A 14,686-nucleotide genomic window follows, 5' to 3' on the forward strand; every position below is an offset into this window, starting at 1 on the left:
TGCCGGACATCGCGGCCCCGGACGTCCGCTTCTACGAGACCGCCACCGCCCAGGAGGTGGACGGCCGACTGCGGGAGCTCGCCGCCCTGCGGGCGGAGTGGGAGGACCTCGTCGGCTACTGCGCCCTCGCGGTCCGGAAGAGCCAGCTGTACCGGCTCGTCGGGTTCGCGAGCTTCCGCCAGTACAGCGAGGAGCGGCTGGGGCTCGCGGCGCGCTCGATCGAGGAGCGGGCCAAGGTCGAGGAGCGGCGCTGGGCCTCGCCGGCGCTCCAGGAGGCGAAGCGCGAGGGGCTGGCGTTCGAGAAGCTGCGGCTCCTCGCGAAGCTGCCCGAGCCGGAGATCGCCCGCTGGACCCCACGGGCGAAGGGCCTCACCTGCGTCGCGCTCCGGCGCGAGCTCGAGGGCGAGGCCGAGCGGCGGATGCGTGCGCAGGGGAGGCTGGCCGTCCCGCTGGCGCTCCGGATGGCGGCGGTGCTCGCCGCCGCGGTGCAGGCCGTGCGCGACCTGACCGGGAGGCCGCTGCCGCTCGGGACCTGCCTCGCCGTCCTCGCGCGGCACTTCCTCGACACCTGGAAGAGCTTCTGCAAGCGCACCCGAAGCCGCTCGCGGAAGGTCCGGGAGCGGGACGAGGGCCATTGCCAGGTCCCCGGCTGCAGCCGCCGCGCGACGCACGCGCACCACGTCCTCTTCCGCTCCCACGGCGGCGGGGACGAGCTCGACAACCAGCTCGGCCTCTGCGCGTTCCACCACCTCCGCTGCATCCACGCCGGCCACCTGCGCGTGGTGGGGCGGGCGCCTGAGGCGCTGCGGTGGTTCCTGGGCGGGAAGGCGTGGAGCGGGCCGGAGCCCGCGAGGCGGTCCGGCGGGGGCGTGGAGGTTTCGGCGGGGTGAGGGCTGCGGGGTGCGGCGGAGGCCAACCCTGACGCTCGTTCGGAACTGCTGCCAGTGTCTTGCGGGGCCTGGCGGGGTTGAGCGGCCCCTCTCCCCCGGCTCCCCGCTGCGCTCCCGCTTCGCGAGGCGAGGGAGAAGAGGGACGCGTGCGCGGCTCCGCCTCGCTCACGTCCCCGCGCGCACCAGCTCGAGCAGCGGCGCGTCGCCCGGGCGGTCCACCGCGAGGTCGATCGTGCAGTCGAGCACCCAGTCCACCTCGCCCTCGGGGTCCACCAGGCGCTGCTGGGCGGAGTAGGTGCGGGGGCCGGTCTTCTGGAGCAGGGTGTTGTGGGGGGCGCGCGCCACCGGGCGCGTGTCGACGGCGCCGTGCTCGGCGAAGTATGGGGCGAGCTCGGCCTGGAGGCGCGCCGGCGGCCAGGCGCCGTCCGGATCCCACAGCGCGGCGGCGGCGGCGTCCCAGCGCTGCTGCGCCACCGCGACCAGCAGCCGGTGCAGCTCGTGGCGGACGCGGGCGGCGAAGGCGCGCGGGTCGTCGTCGGGCTGCGCGACCCGCGGCGGCAGGGCCGCCAGCGCGGCGCGCTGGTCGGCCGGCGCGGCGCGGTAGGAGGGGTCGCGCATCCGCTCCCACTCGTCCAGCAGCGAGGCGTCGGCGCCGCGCACGGTGGCGCGCAGGAAGACGAGCAGGTCGTCCACGCGCTCGTCGCGGTACGCCTCGGGCACGCCCTGGACCAGCGTCTTGAACGCGTCGGAGAGGTACCGGAGGAGGAGGCCCTCGGAGCGCTCCAGGCCGTACTCGCTCACGTACTCGTTGAACGTCATGTACCGCTCGGCCAGCTCGCGGGCGACCGACTTCGGCCGGATGTTCTCCTGGCCCACCCACGGGTGGCGCTCCGCGAAGGCGTTGAACGTCGCGTACACGAAGTCGGCGTGCGGCTTCGGGTACTCGACCTTCTCCAGCTCCGCCATCCGCTCGTCGTACTCCATGCCCTTCGCCTTCATCTCCGCGATCGCCTTGCCGCGCGCCACGTCGAGCTGCTTCCAGAGCACCGGGTCGGGGTTCTCCAGGATCGACTCGCACAGCGTGAGGACGTCCAGGGCGTAGCTCTCGCCCTCGCGCGGCACCTGCGGGAGGGTGTCGAGCAGCCAGAGCGAGAGCGTCTGCCGGAGCGAGAAGTCGCGCTGCAGCCCGGGCGCGGGCCGGACGTAGCGGCCGCGGTAGCCCTCCACCTCCCGCAGCTCGATCAGCCCGGCGCGTCGCAGGGTGCGGAAGCGCGCCGCGGCCAGGCGGCGCAGCTTGGTGCGGCCGTACGGCGTCTCGTGCGCCCGGCCGATCATCTGCACCAGCCGGCCGTAGCCGCCGCCGCGCTGGGTGGTCGCGCTCTGCACCAGGTCGAGGAGCAGCCCGAAGCCCACCTCGAAGCGGGCGGTGAGCGCCTCCGGCTCCTTGGTCTGCAGCCGCTCGAAGGTGGTCCGGTCCCACGGGACGTAGCCCTTCTGCGGCGGCTGCTTCTTCACCACCTTCTTGCCGGCGGCGGCCTTCTCGGCGAGCCGCTTGTTCTCGACCACGTGCTCCGGGGCCTGGGCCACCACGTAGCCGCGCTCGTCGAAGCCCTTGCGCCCGGCGCGCCCGGAGATCTGGTGGAAGTCGCGGGCGGAGAGGAGGGCGGTCTTCTCACCGTCGAACTTGCAGAGCTGCGTGAAGAGCACCGTCCGGATCGGGATGTTGACGCCCATCCCCAGCGTGTCGGTGCCGGAGACGACCTTGAGCAGGCCGCCCTGGGCGAGCTTCTCGACCGCGAGCCGGTAGCGCGGCAGGAGCCCGGCGTGGTGGAGGCCCACGCCGTGCCGGAGGAAGCGCGAGAGGTCCTTCCCGTAGGGCGTGTCGAAGCGGACGCCGTCCAGGGCGGCGCGGATGCGCTCCTTGTCCTCGCGCGAGGAGAAGTTGGCGCTCATGAGGTTCTGCGCCTGCTCGGCGGCCGCCTTCTGGGTGAAGTTCACCAGGTAGACGGGCGCCTTCCCCGCCTCGACCAGCGCCTCGAGCGTCTCGTGCAGCGGCGTCTCGCGCCACTCGAACTCGAGCGGCACCGGGCGCACCGCGCTGCGGACGTCGGCCACCGCTCGCCCGGTGAGCTCGCGCAGCCCCTCCTTCACCCCCGACACGTCGCCCAGCGTGGCCGACATGAGCAGGTAGGTCGTGTCCTCGAGCAGGAGCAGCGGCACCTGCCAGGCCTGCCCCCGCTCGCGGTCGCCGTAGTAGTGGAACTCGTCCATCACCACCGCGTCGGCCCGCGGGCGCGCCTCGCGCAGCGCCATGCTGGCCAGGATCTCGGCCGTGCAGCACAGCACGGGCGCGTCCGGGTTGATGGCGGCGTCGCCGGTGGTCATGCCGACGTTCTCCGCCCCGAAGAGCTGGCAGAGCGCGAAGAACTTCTCGTTCACGAGCGCCTTGATGGGGCAGGTGTAGATGGAGCGCTTCCCCTCCGCCATCGCCTTCCAGTGGAGGAAGGTGGCGACGAGCGACTTGCCCGAGCCGGTCGGCGTCGCGAGCACCACGTGCTGCCCGTCGAGGAGCGCCAGGATCGCCTCCTCCTGCGCCGGGTAGAGGGAGAGGCCGGTCGAGCCGACCCAGGCGACGAACCGGTCGAGGATGGCGTCGGGCGAGAGCGGGCCGCCGTCGGGCGGCGCGAGCGGCGCGGCCAGCGCGGAAGGGGAGGTGACCATCGGACGCAGACCTACCCCGGCTGCCCGGAAAAAGCGAAGCCTCCGCGCGCGGCGCGTTGCGGGGCCGCGGGGGCGCATGGGATCATCCGCGCCGCGCATGCTCCTCGCCCCGCTCGCCGCGCTGCAGCTCGCCGCCCTCGCGGCGGCCCCGCCCGCCGCCCTCCACCTCGGGGGCGCGCCGGTGCGCGCCCGGCTGGAGGTGGTGGCCACGCCCGCCGCGCCCAGCCCCGCCTTCACCTGGCGGAGCGAGGGGGCGGAGCGGGTGGGCGTCGCCGAGGACGCGCGGCTGCGGGCCACCGTGCGCGTCGCGCCGGCCGGCCCGGGCGCCTTCGAGCTGCGCCTCACCGTCGCCTGGCGGGTGGCGGCGGAGGTGGAGCGCGAGGCGGTGCGGCTCGTCCTCCCCGGCCCGGCCCGCGCGCTGGGGCGCGACCTCGAGCTCGCCCCGCTGCGCGGGCCCCTGCGGGTGGACCGGGGGACGCCCATCGCCGCGCTCACCCCGGCGCTGGCGCTGGTCGGCGGGCCGGGGCTCGCCGCCGCGCGCTACACGCCGGCGGGGCGCGAGCTGGAGGTCGACCTCGTCCTCGACGACGCCGGGGCGCACCCGTTCGCCGTCTACCCGAGCTGCCTCCCGAGCCTCCCCGGCCTGGCCGAGGGCGCGCCCATCGACTTCGGCCGGCTGGAGCACAAGACGTTCCTCGGCCGGACGCACCGCCGCGCCGGGGAGACGGTGGAGGCCCGCGCGACGCTCTTCGCGCTGGCGCCGGGCGCGCCCGCCCACCCGCTCGTGCCGGAGCGCTGGCCCTCGGGGGCGCAGGCGGCGGTGGTGTTCACCGACCACGCCGACCGCACCGATCCGGCGGCGCTGCGGGCGGTGCTCTACGGCTCGTCGGCGGCGCCGGGGCCGGTCCCGGTGCGGGGCGGGTTCATCGGGCACGGGGTGCGGCTGACGAAGAGCTTCTTCGTGCGCGCCCGGCGCGGCGGGCTCGAGACCGACCCGGAGGCGCGCGCGCTCGCCGAGGCGCTCCGCGCCGCCGGCTCCGAGGTCGCCTCGCACTCCATCACCGGCGGCCCCGACGACCGCGCTGCCGTCCAGGGCGGGCTCGCGGCGCTCCGGGCGCTAGGCGTGGTGACCTGGATCGACCACGAGCCCTACACGAACTGCGAGGCCATCTCGAGCGAGGGCTGGCGCGCCGACGGGCGCTACGGGATCCGCGATCTCCTGGCGGGAGCGGGCTTCCGCTGGGTGTGGGAGGCCGGCGACCTGGGGGGCTTCCGGCGCGCCGAGGTGGTGGACCTCTTCTCGGCGCGGCCGCCGCGCGAGCCGGCGCCGCCCATCTACCCGCTGCCGGTCGACCCGCGCCTGTGGGTGTTCGAGTCGAGCATGTTCTACGCGCCGCCGGCGGAGCTGGGGGCGGCGCTCTCCGACGCCGCGCTCGACCGGCTGGAGGCGCGCCGCGGGCTGTTCGTGGCGCACACCTACCTGTCGGCCTCAGCGCGCACCACCACCCGTCCCGAGCACCTGGCGCGCCTGGCGGTGCGGCCGGGGCCCGGCGGCGCGCTGGTCATCGACCCGGCGCTGGACGCGGCGCTGGGGCGGCTCGGGGCCCGGGCGCGGGCCGGCCGGCTCGCCTCGCTGACCTGGGCGGAGGCCGGCGACCGGCTGCGCGCGCTCGGCGACCTGCACGTCGCCTACCTGCCCGACGGCGCCGCCCGGGTCGAGAACCGGGGGCAGGGGCCGCTGCTCGGGCTCACGCTGGCCGCGCCCGCCGAGGTGGAGCTGGCGGTCGAAGGCGCGGAGGTGATCGGGCGGTCCGTCGGCCCCGGCCGGGCCCGGGTGTGGCTCGACCTCGCGCCGGGGGCGAGCGCGACCGTCCGGGCGCGGCGCGGCGGGGCACCAGCGCCCTTCCTGCCGGTGGACGCCGGCGCTAGGCTCACCCCGTGAGCGTTCGCCCGCTGCGCCCCGCCGACGTCCCCGCGCTCGCGCCTGCGCTGGCCGCGCTGCCGCTCATGGCGCGCTACCGGCGGAGCGCGGACGCGATCGCCGCCGACCTGGCCGCGGCGCTGGCGCGCGGCGACGGGCTCCTCGCCTGGGAGGCCGGCGGCGAGGCGCGGGGGCTCGCCTGGTTCCTGCGCGAGGGCACGCTGGGGGTGGGCGGGTACCTGCGCCTCATCGCGCTCGCCGAGGGGGCGCAGGGCGGCGGAGCCGGCGCGGCGCTGCTGGCCGCCTTCGAGGCGGAGGTGGCGAAGGCGAGCCGCCACGCCTTCCTGCTCGTCTCCGACTTCAACGAGGCGGCCCAGCGCTTCTACGAGCGCCACGGCTACGCCCGCGTCGGCGCGCTGCCAGGGTTCGTGCTGCCGGAGGTGGCGGAGCTCGTCTACTGGCGGCGGCTCCGCTGACGCCCGGCGCACGCCGCGCGATCGCCCGCCGCCGAGGAGCGGCGGCGGGTTCCCCCGTGCACCTCGCTGGCTGCGTCCAGAAGCCGCAGACCCCACCGCGTGGTGACTCCGCGCGGGGTGCGGCCGAGGAGCGCGCGCCCAGACGCCTCCCCCCGTCGAGGTCGGCGCGGCGCACGATGGGTGGACGCGGACGGGGCGGACGCCCACGCGCGCGGAGCAGGACACCGATCCACCGGGGAGGGAAGGGACATGCGACACGAGGTCACGAACGCCCTGAGAGGCGCGCTGGCCGTGGTCGTGGTGCTGGGGGCGAGCTCGGCCCTCGCCAGCGCCGCGAAGCCGGGGCCCAGGCAAGACGTGCCGGCCGCGGCCGAGATGCCGGAGCCGCGCACGCTCGAGGGCTACGTCGAGCAGGAGAAGGAGTTCCACGCGTTCCTGAAGAAGAACCACCCGCTCTTCAAGTACGAGCAGGAGGGGCGGCTGGTCGGCAAGTACCAGATCAGCGACCGCGAGGAGGAGTTCGTCGAATTCGGCGGCGGCAAGGAGTACGAGAAGGAGAACAACCGCCAGGCCTCCATCACCTACCGCCTCGGGCAGGAGTCCATCCTCGACCTGCCGAACAGGTTCGTCGGCTCGAAGAAGTGCGGGGAGTGCCACCCGGTGCAGTACGAGAAGTGGCTGCGCTCCCGCCACAACCTGGTGGTGCGCTTCCCGGACGAGGTGACCGAGGCCCCCGACCTCACCAAGAACCTGTACGGCCAGGCGTCGGTGCTGCCGGACGGCATCACGCCCGACATGGTCTACGCGGTCATCGGCACCCCGCGCACCAAGTACGGCTTCCTCGACGCGTGGCTCGTGCGCGGCACCTACCACGTCGAGGGCGGCACGCTCCGCGACCGGACCGGCACGCTGGTCGCGGGCGGGAACCAGAGCTCCCGCACCTGGGCCGAGTCGATCACGCCGGAGGTGGCGAAGACCATCGCCTCCTACGTCCCGGGCTTCCCCACCAAGCTCGAGGACTTCGGCGACAACGGCTCCGGCCGCTGGGGCATGACCTCCTACGGCGCGAAGAACCGCAAGAGCATGCTCTTCCAGCCGGCCAGCTCGTACTGCGAGGTCTGCCACTCCTTCAAGTTCGACTTCAAGTCGCAGGCCGAGCTGCTGGCCGCGCTGGGCAATCCGGCCGAGCTGCGCAAGCACACCATCAACAAGGGCATCAGCTGCGAGGAGTGCCACGGGGCGGGCGCCCACCTCCTCGGCGCGCGCGGCGTCAGCGAGTCGAACTGCGAGCGCTGCCACCAGCGGTTCGCCTGGTACAAGGACGACGCCGCGAAGGATCCGAAGCGCGGGTTCAACGCCTACTTCAAGAGCCGCTGCCCGTCCTGCGGCACCGAGGGCTCGCAGTCCTACTACACCGCCCACTCCGACAAGGGTATGCGGTGCGGGACCTGCCACGATCCGCACGAGGTCACCGCCAACGACTGGAAGGACCCGTACACGGTCCCGGGCCTCAAGAAGCAGTGCCAGGACTGCCACAAGGACCAGCTGGCGTTCTTCGGCAAGAACGACGTCCACGGCGCGAACCGCTGCACCAGCTGCCACATGCCGGTGATGATGAGCTGCGAGAACTTCGGCACCATCCAGTTCCCGGACCACGGCGGCTTCGACACCCAGCGCACCTCGCACATCTGGAAGATCCTGGTGGATCCGGAGGCGAAGACGCTCAACCCGCCCCCGGGCAAGGCGCGCGACGACAAGACCGTCCCGTGGCGGCTCGCCAAGAAGGACGGCAAGCCGTACCTCGACCTGATGTGGTCCTGCGGTCGCACGAGCTGGGGTGACTCCAGCCTGGCGCAGGCGGGCGGCTGCCACAGCGCCGCCATCTCGAAGCTGCCCCAGGAGCTGCACTTCAAGAGCCAGCGCCAGATCTACGACAAGGTCATGACCTGGCAGCAGCCGGTGAAGGACGGGCTGAAGCAGGCGAAGGGCGAGCTGGCCGCGGCCCGCAAGGCGCTCGGCGCGGCGAAGCAGCCCAAGGCGAAGCTGGCCCAGGTGCAGCTGATGGTGAACCAGGCCCAGGAGATCGTCGACGCGGTCCAGCGCGATGGCTCGTGGGGCGTGCACGCGCCGGCGTACACCCTGCAGCGGGTGAAGGAGGCGCAGCTCCTCGCCGAGGGCGCCCGGGCGACGCTCTCGGGCAAGGAGAAGCTGGCCACGAGGTGAGGCGAGGGCGGTCGCGGGGCGCCGCCGTGCGCCCCGCGACCGCGCCGCCCGGCGCTCAGCGCCCCTTCGGCACGCGCGCCCGCCAGTCCTTCACGCTCGGGCGGTCCCAGACCCGGTGCGCGTAGTCGCGCAGGCGATCCGGCACCGGGTCGCCGTTCGCGACCAGCCGCTGCAGCATGAGGCCGAGGTCGGCGTCGGCGACGCCGAAGTCGCCGAAGAGCCAGGTGGCGCCCGCGGGCAGGAGCGCCTCGGCGGCGCGCACGACGCGCTCGGCGGCGGCGCGGCCCGCGGCGCTGAGCGGCTTCACCGGCTCCTTCATGAACACGCTCGAGGTGGGGCGCTCCTCGCGCAGCGGCATGAGATCGCTGCGGACCCAGGCCTGGACCTGCCGGGCGCGGGCGCGCTCCGCCGGGCGCGCGGGGTACAGGCGCGCGTACCGCGGCGGCGGGAAGACCTCCTCCAGGTACTCGTCGATGGCGGACGACTCCGCCAGCCAGAGCTCGCCGTGCTGGAGCGAGGGCACGCGGCCGGTGATCGAGCGCGCGCCGTAGTCGCCCTGCCGGTGCTCGCCGGCGGACAGGTCGAACGTGCGCACCTCGAACGGCAGCCCCTTCTCGGCGAGCGCCACGAAGCAGGAGAACACGTACGGGCTGTAGTAGTTCTTCTCGCCCCACAGGATCAGCTTCTCTTCCGCCATTGGGTGCTCCTCCGAGGCCGCGCTAGAAGCCGCGGCCGATGATGGTCTTCACGATGAGCTGCTGGTCGGCGCCGCGCCCGAGGCCGCCGCCGACCGCCAGGTTGATCTCCCACGGCGAGCTGGGCCGGCCGTGCGCCTCCACCAGGTCCACCACGCCGAAGAGGTAATGCGCCTGCTCGCGCAGCGGCAGGAGGGCGTCCACGAACCCGAGCTCGGCGTAGTACTCGACCCCCACCGCGAAGCCGAGCTGGGAGTTCACGGCCACCTTCGCGGCCGGCTCCAGCGCCACCCGGAACGCGTCCTTCCCCGACAGCGCGTAGCCGATGATGGGGTTGAGGTCGACGAGCAGCCACCGCCCCTCCCAGCCGACGAACGGCCGGAGCTCGTTCGCCCACTGGTCCTGCTCGACCTCGGCCGGCACCCGCCCGACCTCGACGTTCACGCCCAGGAACGAGCCCTCGCCGAACGGGCGCGGCGCGAGGAACTTGGCCCGCAGCTTCGACCCGGCGTAGCGCACGCCGCGGCCGGGCGCGTCCAGGAGCTGGAGGTAGGCGCCGAGCTCGAGCCAGGGGGTGACGCCCAGCGCCGGCTCCAGCGTCATCCGGGCGCTGTGCCAGGGCGGGATCTCGCCCGGAAACCCGGGCTGCCGCGCGCCGCGCGCCGTGTAGTTCGTGTGCAGCTCCAGGCCGAGGTGGCCAGGCTCCTGGAGGTCGCCCTGGTAGACCTGGATCTCGTAGCGGTCGAAGGCGGCGGCCGGCAGGGCGAGGAGCGCCAGCAGGGCGGCGGTCAGGGGTCGCGCGCGCATGCTCCTCCGCCCCGCCGGCGATCCGTCACTTCTTGATGTCGAGGAGCTCGACCTCGAAGACGAGCGTCGCGCCGCCCGGGATGGTCGGCGGCCGGCCCTCGTCGCCGTACGCGATCGCCGACGGGCACACGAGCTTCGCCTTGCCGCCCACCTTCATCTTGCCCACGCCCTCGGTCCAGCACTTGATGACCTGGTTGAGGGGGAACTCGGCCGGCTGCCCGCGCTTCACGGAGCTGTCGAAGACCTTCCCGTCGGTGAGGGTGCCGGTGTAGTGCACCTTCACGGTGTCGGTCGGCTTGGGCTGCGCGCCCTTGCCCTCGTGGATGGGCACGTAGACGAGGCCGGAGGGGCTCTTCTGCGCGCCCTTCTCCTTGGCGGCCTGGTCCAGGAACGCCTTCGACTTCTCCTTCTGCTTCTCGGCGGTGATCTTCATGCGCGCCTGGGCGAGCTGGTTGATCTTCGGCTGGTACGCCTCGGGCTCGACCGCCAGCTTCTTCCCGGCGGCGTTGTCGTCGAGGCCCTGCTTCACCATCGCGAACTCGGCCGGCGACAGCCCGAAGACGTCGAGCTGCTTCCCGATCAGGACGCCGATCGCGTAGAGCGTCTTCTGATCTTCGGACTGGGGCGACTGCGCGCTCGCGCCGGTGGCGAGCGTGAGCGCCAGGGCGGAGAGGAGGAGCCTGCGCATCGGGGATCCTTTCGGGGTCGTCCGGCCGTCCGGCCCGACCACACGGAGAGTAGAAATGGCGGCGGCTCATCATGGCCCGCCGCCGCCGCCGCCGCAACGAAATCGCGCCCGCGCGGGCGGGCGCGCGGGCCGCAGGCGCGGGGCGCCTCACTCCTCCAGCGTCGAGACGTCCCCCTCGGGCAGCCCCTGGGCCCGCGCCTTCAGCACGCGCCGCATGATCTTCCCGGAGCGGGTCTTGGGGAGCGCGTCGACGAAGGTGACCTTCTCCGGCCGGACGATGGGGCCGAGGTGCGTCGCGACGTGCTGCTTCACCTCGTCCTCCAGCTCCGGCGACGGCTTGAAGCCCTGTCGCAGCAGGCAGTAGCAGTGGATGGCCTGCCCCTTCACCTCGTGCGGGAGCCCGATCACCGCCGCCTCGGCCACCGCGGGGTGCGACACCAGCGCGCTCTCGATCTCGGCCGTTCCGAGGCGGTAGCCCGAGACCTTGATCACGTCGTCGGTGCGCCCGATGACCCAGAAGTACCCGTCCTTGTCGCGCTTGGCCGCGTCACCTGCGGTGTACTTGCCCGGGTACTTCGACCAGTACTGCTTCGCCATCCGCTCCGGGTCCTTGTAGATGGTCGACATCATCGCCGGCCACGGGCGCTTGAGGACGAGGTAGCCCTCCTCGCCGTCGGGCACCGGCTTGCCCGCGTCGTCGAGGATCTCCGCCTCCTGCCCGAAGAACGGGCGCGTCGCGGAGCCGGGCTTGAGGGGCATGGTGGGGACGGGCGTGATCATGAACATGCCGGTCTCGGTCTGCCACCAGGTGTCCATGATCGGGCAGCGGCCCTTGCCGATGACGCGGTGGTACCACTTCCACGCCTCGGGGTTGATGGGCTCGCCGACCGAGCCGAGCAGCCGCAGGGTGGAGAGGTCGTGGCGGTTGGGCCAGCTCTCGCCGAAGCGCATCAGCCCGCGGATGGCGGTGGGGGCGGTGTAGAGGATGGTGAGGCCGTACTTCTCGACGAGGTGCCACCAGCGGTTCGGGTACGGGTAGGTGGGGGCGCCCTCGTACATGAACGTGGTCGCGCCGCACAGGAGCGGGCCGTAGACGATGTAGCTGTGCCCGGTCACCCAGCCCGGATCGGCGGCGCACCAGTAGCGGTCCTCGTCCTTCACGTCGAAGACGTACTTGAGGGTGGCGTAGATGCCCACCATGTACCCGCCGTGCGCGTGGACGATGCCCTTCGGCTTGCCGGTGGTGCCGGAGGTGTAGAGCACGTACAGCGGGTCGGTGCTCTCCATCACCTCGGTCGGGCAGTGGCCCGAGGCGAGGGGGAGCTTCATGAGGTCGTGGTACCAGTAGTCCCGGCCCGCCTCCATCTTCACCTCGTGGCCGGTGCGCTGGACCACGATGACGGTCTCGACGGTGGGGCAGCGCCGGACCGCGTCGTCGACGGTCCTCTTGAGCTCGACCACCTTCCCGTTCATGAACCCGCCGTCGGCGGTGATCACGACCCGCGACTCCGAGTCCTCGATCCGGCCTTGCAGCGCGTCGACGCTGAAGCCGCCGTAGACCACCGAGTGGACCGCGCCGATCTTGGCGGAGGCCAGCATGGCGATGACGATCTCGGGGACGCGCGGCATGTAGATGGTGACGCGGTCGCCGCGCCTCACCCCCATGGCCTTCAGCACGTTGGCGAACTTCGAGACGTCGCGGTTGAGCGCGAAGTACGAGTAGGTGCGGACGTCGCCCTTCTCGCCCACCCACACCAGGGACAGCTTGTTCTTGCGCCAGGTCCGCTGGTGCCGGTCGAGGCAGTTCTGGACGATGTTCGTCTGGCCGCCGGCGAACCACTTGAAGAAGGGCTTGTCGGAGTCGTCGAGGACCTTGTCCCACTTGCGGGTCCACTCGAGCTCCTCCGCCTCGGCGCCCCAGAAGCCGGTGAGATCGTTCGCCGCCCGCCGGGCCAGCGCTTCCCAGTCCTTGACCCGCGCGCCCGCCACCACCTCGGCCGACGGGTAGAACACTTCGCCTTCGAAAGTGGGGCGCTGCTCGCTCATGCCGGACGCTCCTGGGGTTGGAACCCGCGGGGGAAGAGTCCGTTACGTAGAGAGTATTCGCGCGAGGTGTCAACGTCCGTGTCGGCACCGGATGGGGTCGCTCCCGGGCGGCGGCGGGGTTATCCTGCCGGCGCTTGATCCGGCCCCCGCACCTCCGCCCCGGCGACGTGGTCCACGTGGTAGCGCCCTCCGGCCCGGTCGATCCCGCCAACCTGGCGGCGGGGGTCGCCGTGCTGCGGGACGTCATGGGCCTCGACGTGCGCATGCGCCCCGACGTCGAGGCGCGCCGCGGCTACCTCGCCGGCGACGACGGCCGGCGGCTGGCCGAGTGGCGCGAGGCGGCGAGCGACCGCGAGGCGCGGGCCATCTTCTGCGCGCGCGGGGGCTACGGCGCGATGCACCTCCTGCCGCGGCTCGAGCCGGCCCGGCTGCTGCACCCGCCGAAGTGGGTGGTCGGCTTCTCCGACGTGACCGTCCTCCACGCGGCGCTCAACCGCGCCGGGCTCGTCACCCTGCACGGGCCGCTCGTCACCACGCTCGGCCGCGCCACCCCCGAGGCGCTCGCGCACCTGCGCGCGCTGCTCTTCGGGACGGAAGCGCCCGCGCCGGACGGGCGGGGCGTGCCCGGGCCGGGGCAGGGGTGCGTGGGCACCGCCGTCATCCGCCCCGGTCGCGCCGCCGGGACGCTCCTCGGCGGCTCGCTCACGCTGCTCGCGCACCTGTGCGGCACGCCGTGGCTGCCGCCGCTCCAGGGCGCGGTGCTCTTCCTGGAGGACGTGGGCGAGAAGCCGTACCGGCTCGACCGCTACCTGACGCAGCTCCGGCTGGCCGGCGCGCTCGACGGCGTGCGGGCGGTGGTGGTCGGTCACCTCACCGCCTGCGACGCGGACGGGCTGACCGGCGCCGAGGTCGTGCGCGAGCTCGTCCACGCGCTCGGCGTGCCGGCCATCGAAGGGGTGGCGGCCGGGCACGCCGACCACAACCTCGCCCTGCCGCTCGGGTCGGTGGTGACGCTGGTGGCGCCGGAGCCCGGCGAGGAGGGCCCGCCGCGGCTCCTCTTCGACCCGGGGACCGCGGCGTGACCGCGGGCCGGCTCGAGCTGGTCGCGGAGGTGCTGGAGCAGGCCCGGCGCGACGGCGTCGCCCCGGCGCTCGCGGCGGAGGTGAGGGCCGAGGGGCGCGTCGTGCACGCGAGCCTCCACGGCGACGCGCAGCTCGTCCCGGAGCGGCGGCCGGCCGGGCCGGCCACCCTGTTCGACGTCGCCTCGCTGACCAAGGTCATGGCGACCACCTCCCTGGCGGCGCTGCTCGCCGACGCGGGCGCGCTCGACCTGGACGCGCCGGCGCGGCGCTGGCTGCCCGAGCTGCCGCCCGACAAGGCGGCGCTCACCGCGCGGCTGCTGCTCGCCCACGCCAGCGGGCTCCCCGCCTGGCGGCCGCTCCACGCGGCGGCCGCCGGCGCCCGGGACGTGCTCGCGGCGGCGGCCGCGACGCCGCTCGAGGCGCCCCCCGGCGCGCGGGCGGTCTACTCCGACCTCGGGTTCATCCTCCTCGGGGCGCTCGTCGAGCGCTGCGGCGGCGCGCCCCTCGACGAGGCGTTCGAGGCGCGGGTGGCGCGCCCGCTCGGGCTCGCGTCCACCTTCTTCCTGCGCGCCGGCTCGACGGCCGCGCGCGAGCGGTGCGCCCGGCACGACTTCGCCGCCGCCCGCCGCACGCCCGCTCGCGGCGTCATCGCCGGCGCGGTGGACGACGACAACGCGTTCGCGATGGGCGGCGTGGCCGGGCACGCCGGGCTGTTCTCGAGCGCGGCCGACGTGGCGGCGCTGGGGCAGGCCTGGCTCGACGCCCTGGGCGGCCGCTCGCGCTGGCTCTCGGCCGCCGCCGCCGCCCGCTTCGCCGCGCGCGACCCCACGCCGGGCAGCGAGCGCGCGCTGGGGTGGGACACCCCCTCGCGCGAGGGCTCGTCGCTGGGCGGGCGGCTCGGCCGCGGTCCGCGCGGCGCGCTCGGGCACCTCGGGTTCACGGGCTGCTCGCTCTGGCTCGACCGCGACCGTGAGCTGGTCTGCGCGCTCCTCACCAACCACGTTCACCCAGCCGGGCCGGATCGGCCCCGGCTGAAGGCGCTCCGGGCCCGCTTCCACGACGCGGTGGCCGCGGGGCTCGGCATCGGATAGTCCCTCTCCCCGCGGCGGCGGGGCGAGGCCCGGAGAGGGGCGGCGG

Annotated in this window: 11 protein-coding genes; 6 read left to right on the forward strand and 5 right to left on the reverse strand. The window is 74.1% G+C overall.

Going from position 1 to position 14,686, the window contains the following annotated elements:
- The coding region (locus tag HWY08_RS03020) for an HNH endonuclease (RefSeq protein WP_176062844.1) at nucleotides 1–890 on the forward strand (890 nt) is incomplete at its 5' end.
- A gap of 165 nt (nucleotides 891–1,055) precedes the next feature.
- Here HWY08_RS03020 and HWY08_RS03025 read toward each other — a convergent pair.
- Nucleotides 1,056–3,611 (reverse strand): DEAD/DEAH box helicase, encoded by a 2,556-nt coding sequence (locus tag HWY08_RS03025; protein WP_176062846.1) that lies wholly within the window; start codon nucleotides 3,609–3,611, stop codon nucleotides 1,056–1,058.
- Nucleotides 3,612–3,708: 97 nt separating this feature from the next.
- Between HWY08_RS03025 and HWY08_RS03030 the strand changes: the two genes are divergently transcribed.
- The 3 genes from HWY08_RS03030 (at nucleotide 3,709) to HWY08_RS03040 (ending at nucleotide 8,231) form a co-directional block, all read left to right on the forward strand.
- On the forward strand, nucleotides 3,709–5,553 hold the full coding sequence (locus tag HWY08_RS03030; RefSeq protein WP_176062848.1) for a thioesterase domain-containing protein: 1,845 nt from the start codon (nucleotides 3,709–3,711) through the stop codon (nucleotides 5,551–5,553).
- On the forward strand, nucleotides 5,550–6,008 hold the full coding sequence (locus HWY08_RS03035; protein WP_176062850.1) for a GNAT family N-acetyltransferase: 459 nt from the start codon (nucleotides 5,550–5,552) through the stop codon (nucleotides 6,006–6,008). Before HWY08_RS03030 ends, HWY08_RS03035 begins: the two co-directional genes overlap by 4 nt.
- Before the next feature lie 249 nt (nucleotides 6,009–6,257).
- Nucleotides 6,258–8,231, forward strand: a complete 1,974-nt coding sequence (locus tag HWY08_RS03040; RefSeq protein WP_176062852.1) for a cytochrome c3 family protein — start codon at nucleotides 6,258–6,260, stop codon at nucleotides 8,229–8,231.
- Nucleotides 8,232–8,286: 55 nt separating this feature from the next.
- Here the strand turns inward: HWY08_RS03040 and yfcF are convergent, their stop codons facing one another.
- The 4 genes from yfcF to acs form a co-directional block, all read right to left on the reverse strand.
- Nucleotides 8,287–8,928, reverse strand: coding sequence for a glutathione transferase (gene yfcF / locus HWY08_RS03045; protein ID WP_176062854.1), 642 nt, complete (start codon nucleotides 8,926–8,928; stop codon nucleotides 8,287–8,289).
- Between the two features lie 22 nt (nucleotides 8,929–8,950).
- Nucleotides 8,951–9,733, reverse strand: a complete 783-nt coding sequence (locus tag HWY08_RS03050; RefSeq protein WP_176062856.1) for a hypothetical protein — start codon at nucleotides 9,731–9,733, stop codon at nucleotides 8,951–8,953.
- Nucleotides 9,734–9,758: 25 nt separating this feature from the next.
- Nucleotides 9,759–10,421 carry an FKBP-type peptidyl-prolyl cis-trans isomerase gene (locus HWY08_RS03055; RefSeq protein ID WP_176062858.1) on the reverse strand — a complete coding sequence of 221 codons (663 nt, stop codon included), beginning with the start codon at nucleotides 10,419–10,421 and terminating at the stop codon, nucleotides 9,759–9,761.
- 147 nt (nucleotides 10,422–10,568) lie between these two features.
- Nucleotides 10,569–12,467, reverse strand: a complete 1,899-nt coding sequence (gene acs / locus HWY08_RS03060) for an acetate--CoA ligase (protein WP_176062860.1) — start codon at nucleotides 12,465–12,467, stop codon at nucleotides 10,569–10,571.
- A gap of 134 nt (nucleotides 12,468–12,601) precedes the next feature.
- Here acs and HWY08_RS03065 point away from each other — a divergent pair, with 134 nt between their 5' ends.
- Nucleotides 12,602–13,549, forward strand: coding sequence for a S66 peptidase family protein (locus HWY08_RS03065; protein ID WP_176062862.1), 948 nt, complete (start codon nucleotides 12,602–12,604; stop codon nucleotides 13,547–13,549).
- The gene (locus HWY08_RS03070; protein WP_235969425.1) at nucleotides 13,546–14,640 is read left to right on the forward strand and encodes a serine hydrolase domain-containing protein; all 1,095 of its coding nucleotides are present in this window, start codon (nucleotides 13,546–13,548) and stop codon (nucleotides 14,638–14,640) included. Before HWY08_RS03065 ends, HWY08_RS03070 begins: the two co-directional genes overlap by 4 nt.
- The last annotated feature ends 46 nt before the right edge of the window (nucleotides 14,641–14,686 follow it).

Origin of the sequence: Anaeromyxobacter diazotrophicus, from assembly GCF_013340205.1 — a bacterium.
GTDB classification, from domain to species: domain Bacteria; phylum Myxococcota; class Myxococcia; order Myxococcales; family Anaeromyxobacteraceae; genus Anaeromyxobacter_A; species Anaeromyxobacter_A diazotrophicus.

Excerpts from the sequence above, each read along its gene's own strand:
- HWY08_RS03025 (WP_176062846.1), bottom strand. The coding sequence starts at position 3,611 with ATGGTCACCTCCCCTTCCGCGCTGGCCGCGCCGCTCGCGCCGCCCGAC.
- HWY08_RS03030 (WP_176062848.1), top strand. The coding sequence starts at position 3,709 with ATGCTCCTCGCCCCGCTCGCCGCGCTGCAGCTCGCCGCCCTCGCGGCG.
- HWY08_RS03040 (WP_176062852.1), top strand. The coding sequence starts at position 6,258 with ATGCGACACGAGGTCACGAACGCCCTGAGAGGCGCGCTGGCCGTGGTC.
- yfcF (WP_176062854.1), bottom strand. The coding sequence starts at position 8,928 with ATGGCGGAAGAGAAGCTGATCCTGTGGGGCGAGAAGAACTACTACAGC.
- HWY08_RS03050 (WP_176062856.1), bottom strand. The coding sequence starts at position 9,733 with ATGCGCGCGCGACCCCTGACCGCCGCCCTGCTGGCGCTCCTCGCCCTG.
- HWY08_RS03055 (WP_176062858.1), bottom strand. The coding sequence starts at position 10,421 with ATGCGCAGGCTCCTCCTCTCCGCCCTGGCGCTCACGCTCGCCACCGGC.
- acs (WP_176062860.1), bottom strand. The coding sequence starts at position 12,467 with ATGAGCGAGCAGCGCCCCACTTTCGAAGGCGAAGTGTTCTACCCGTCG.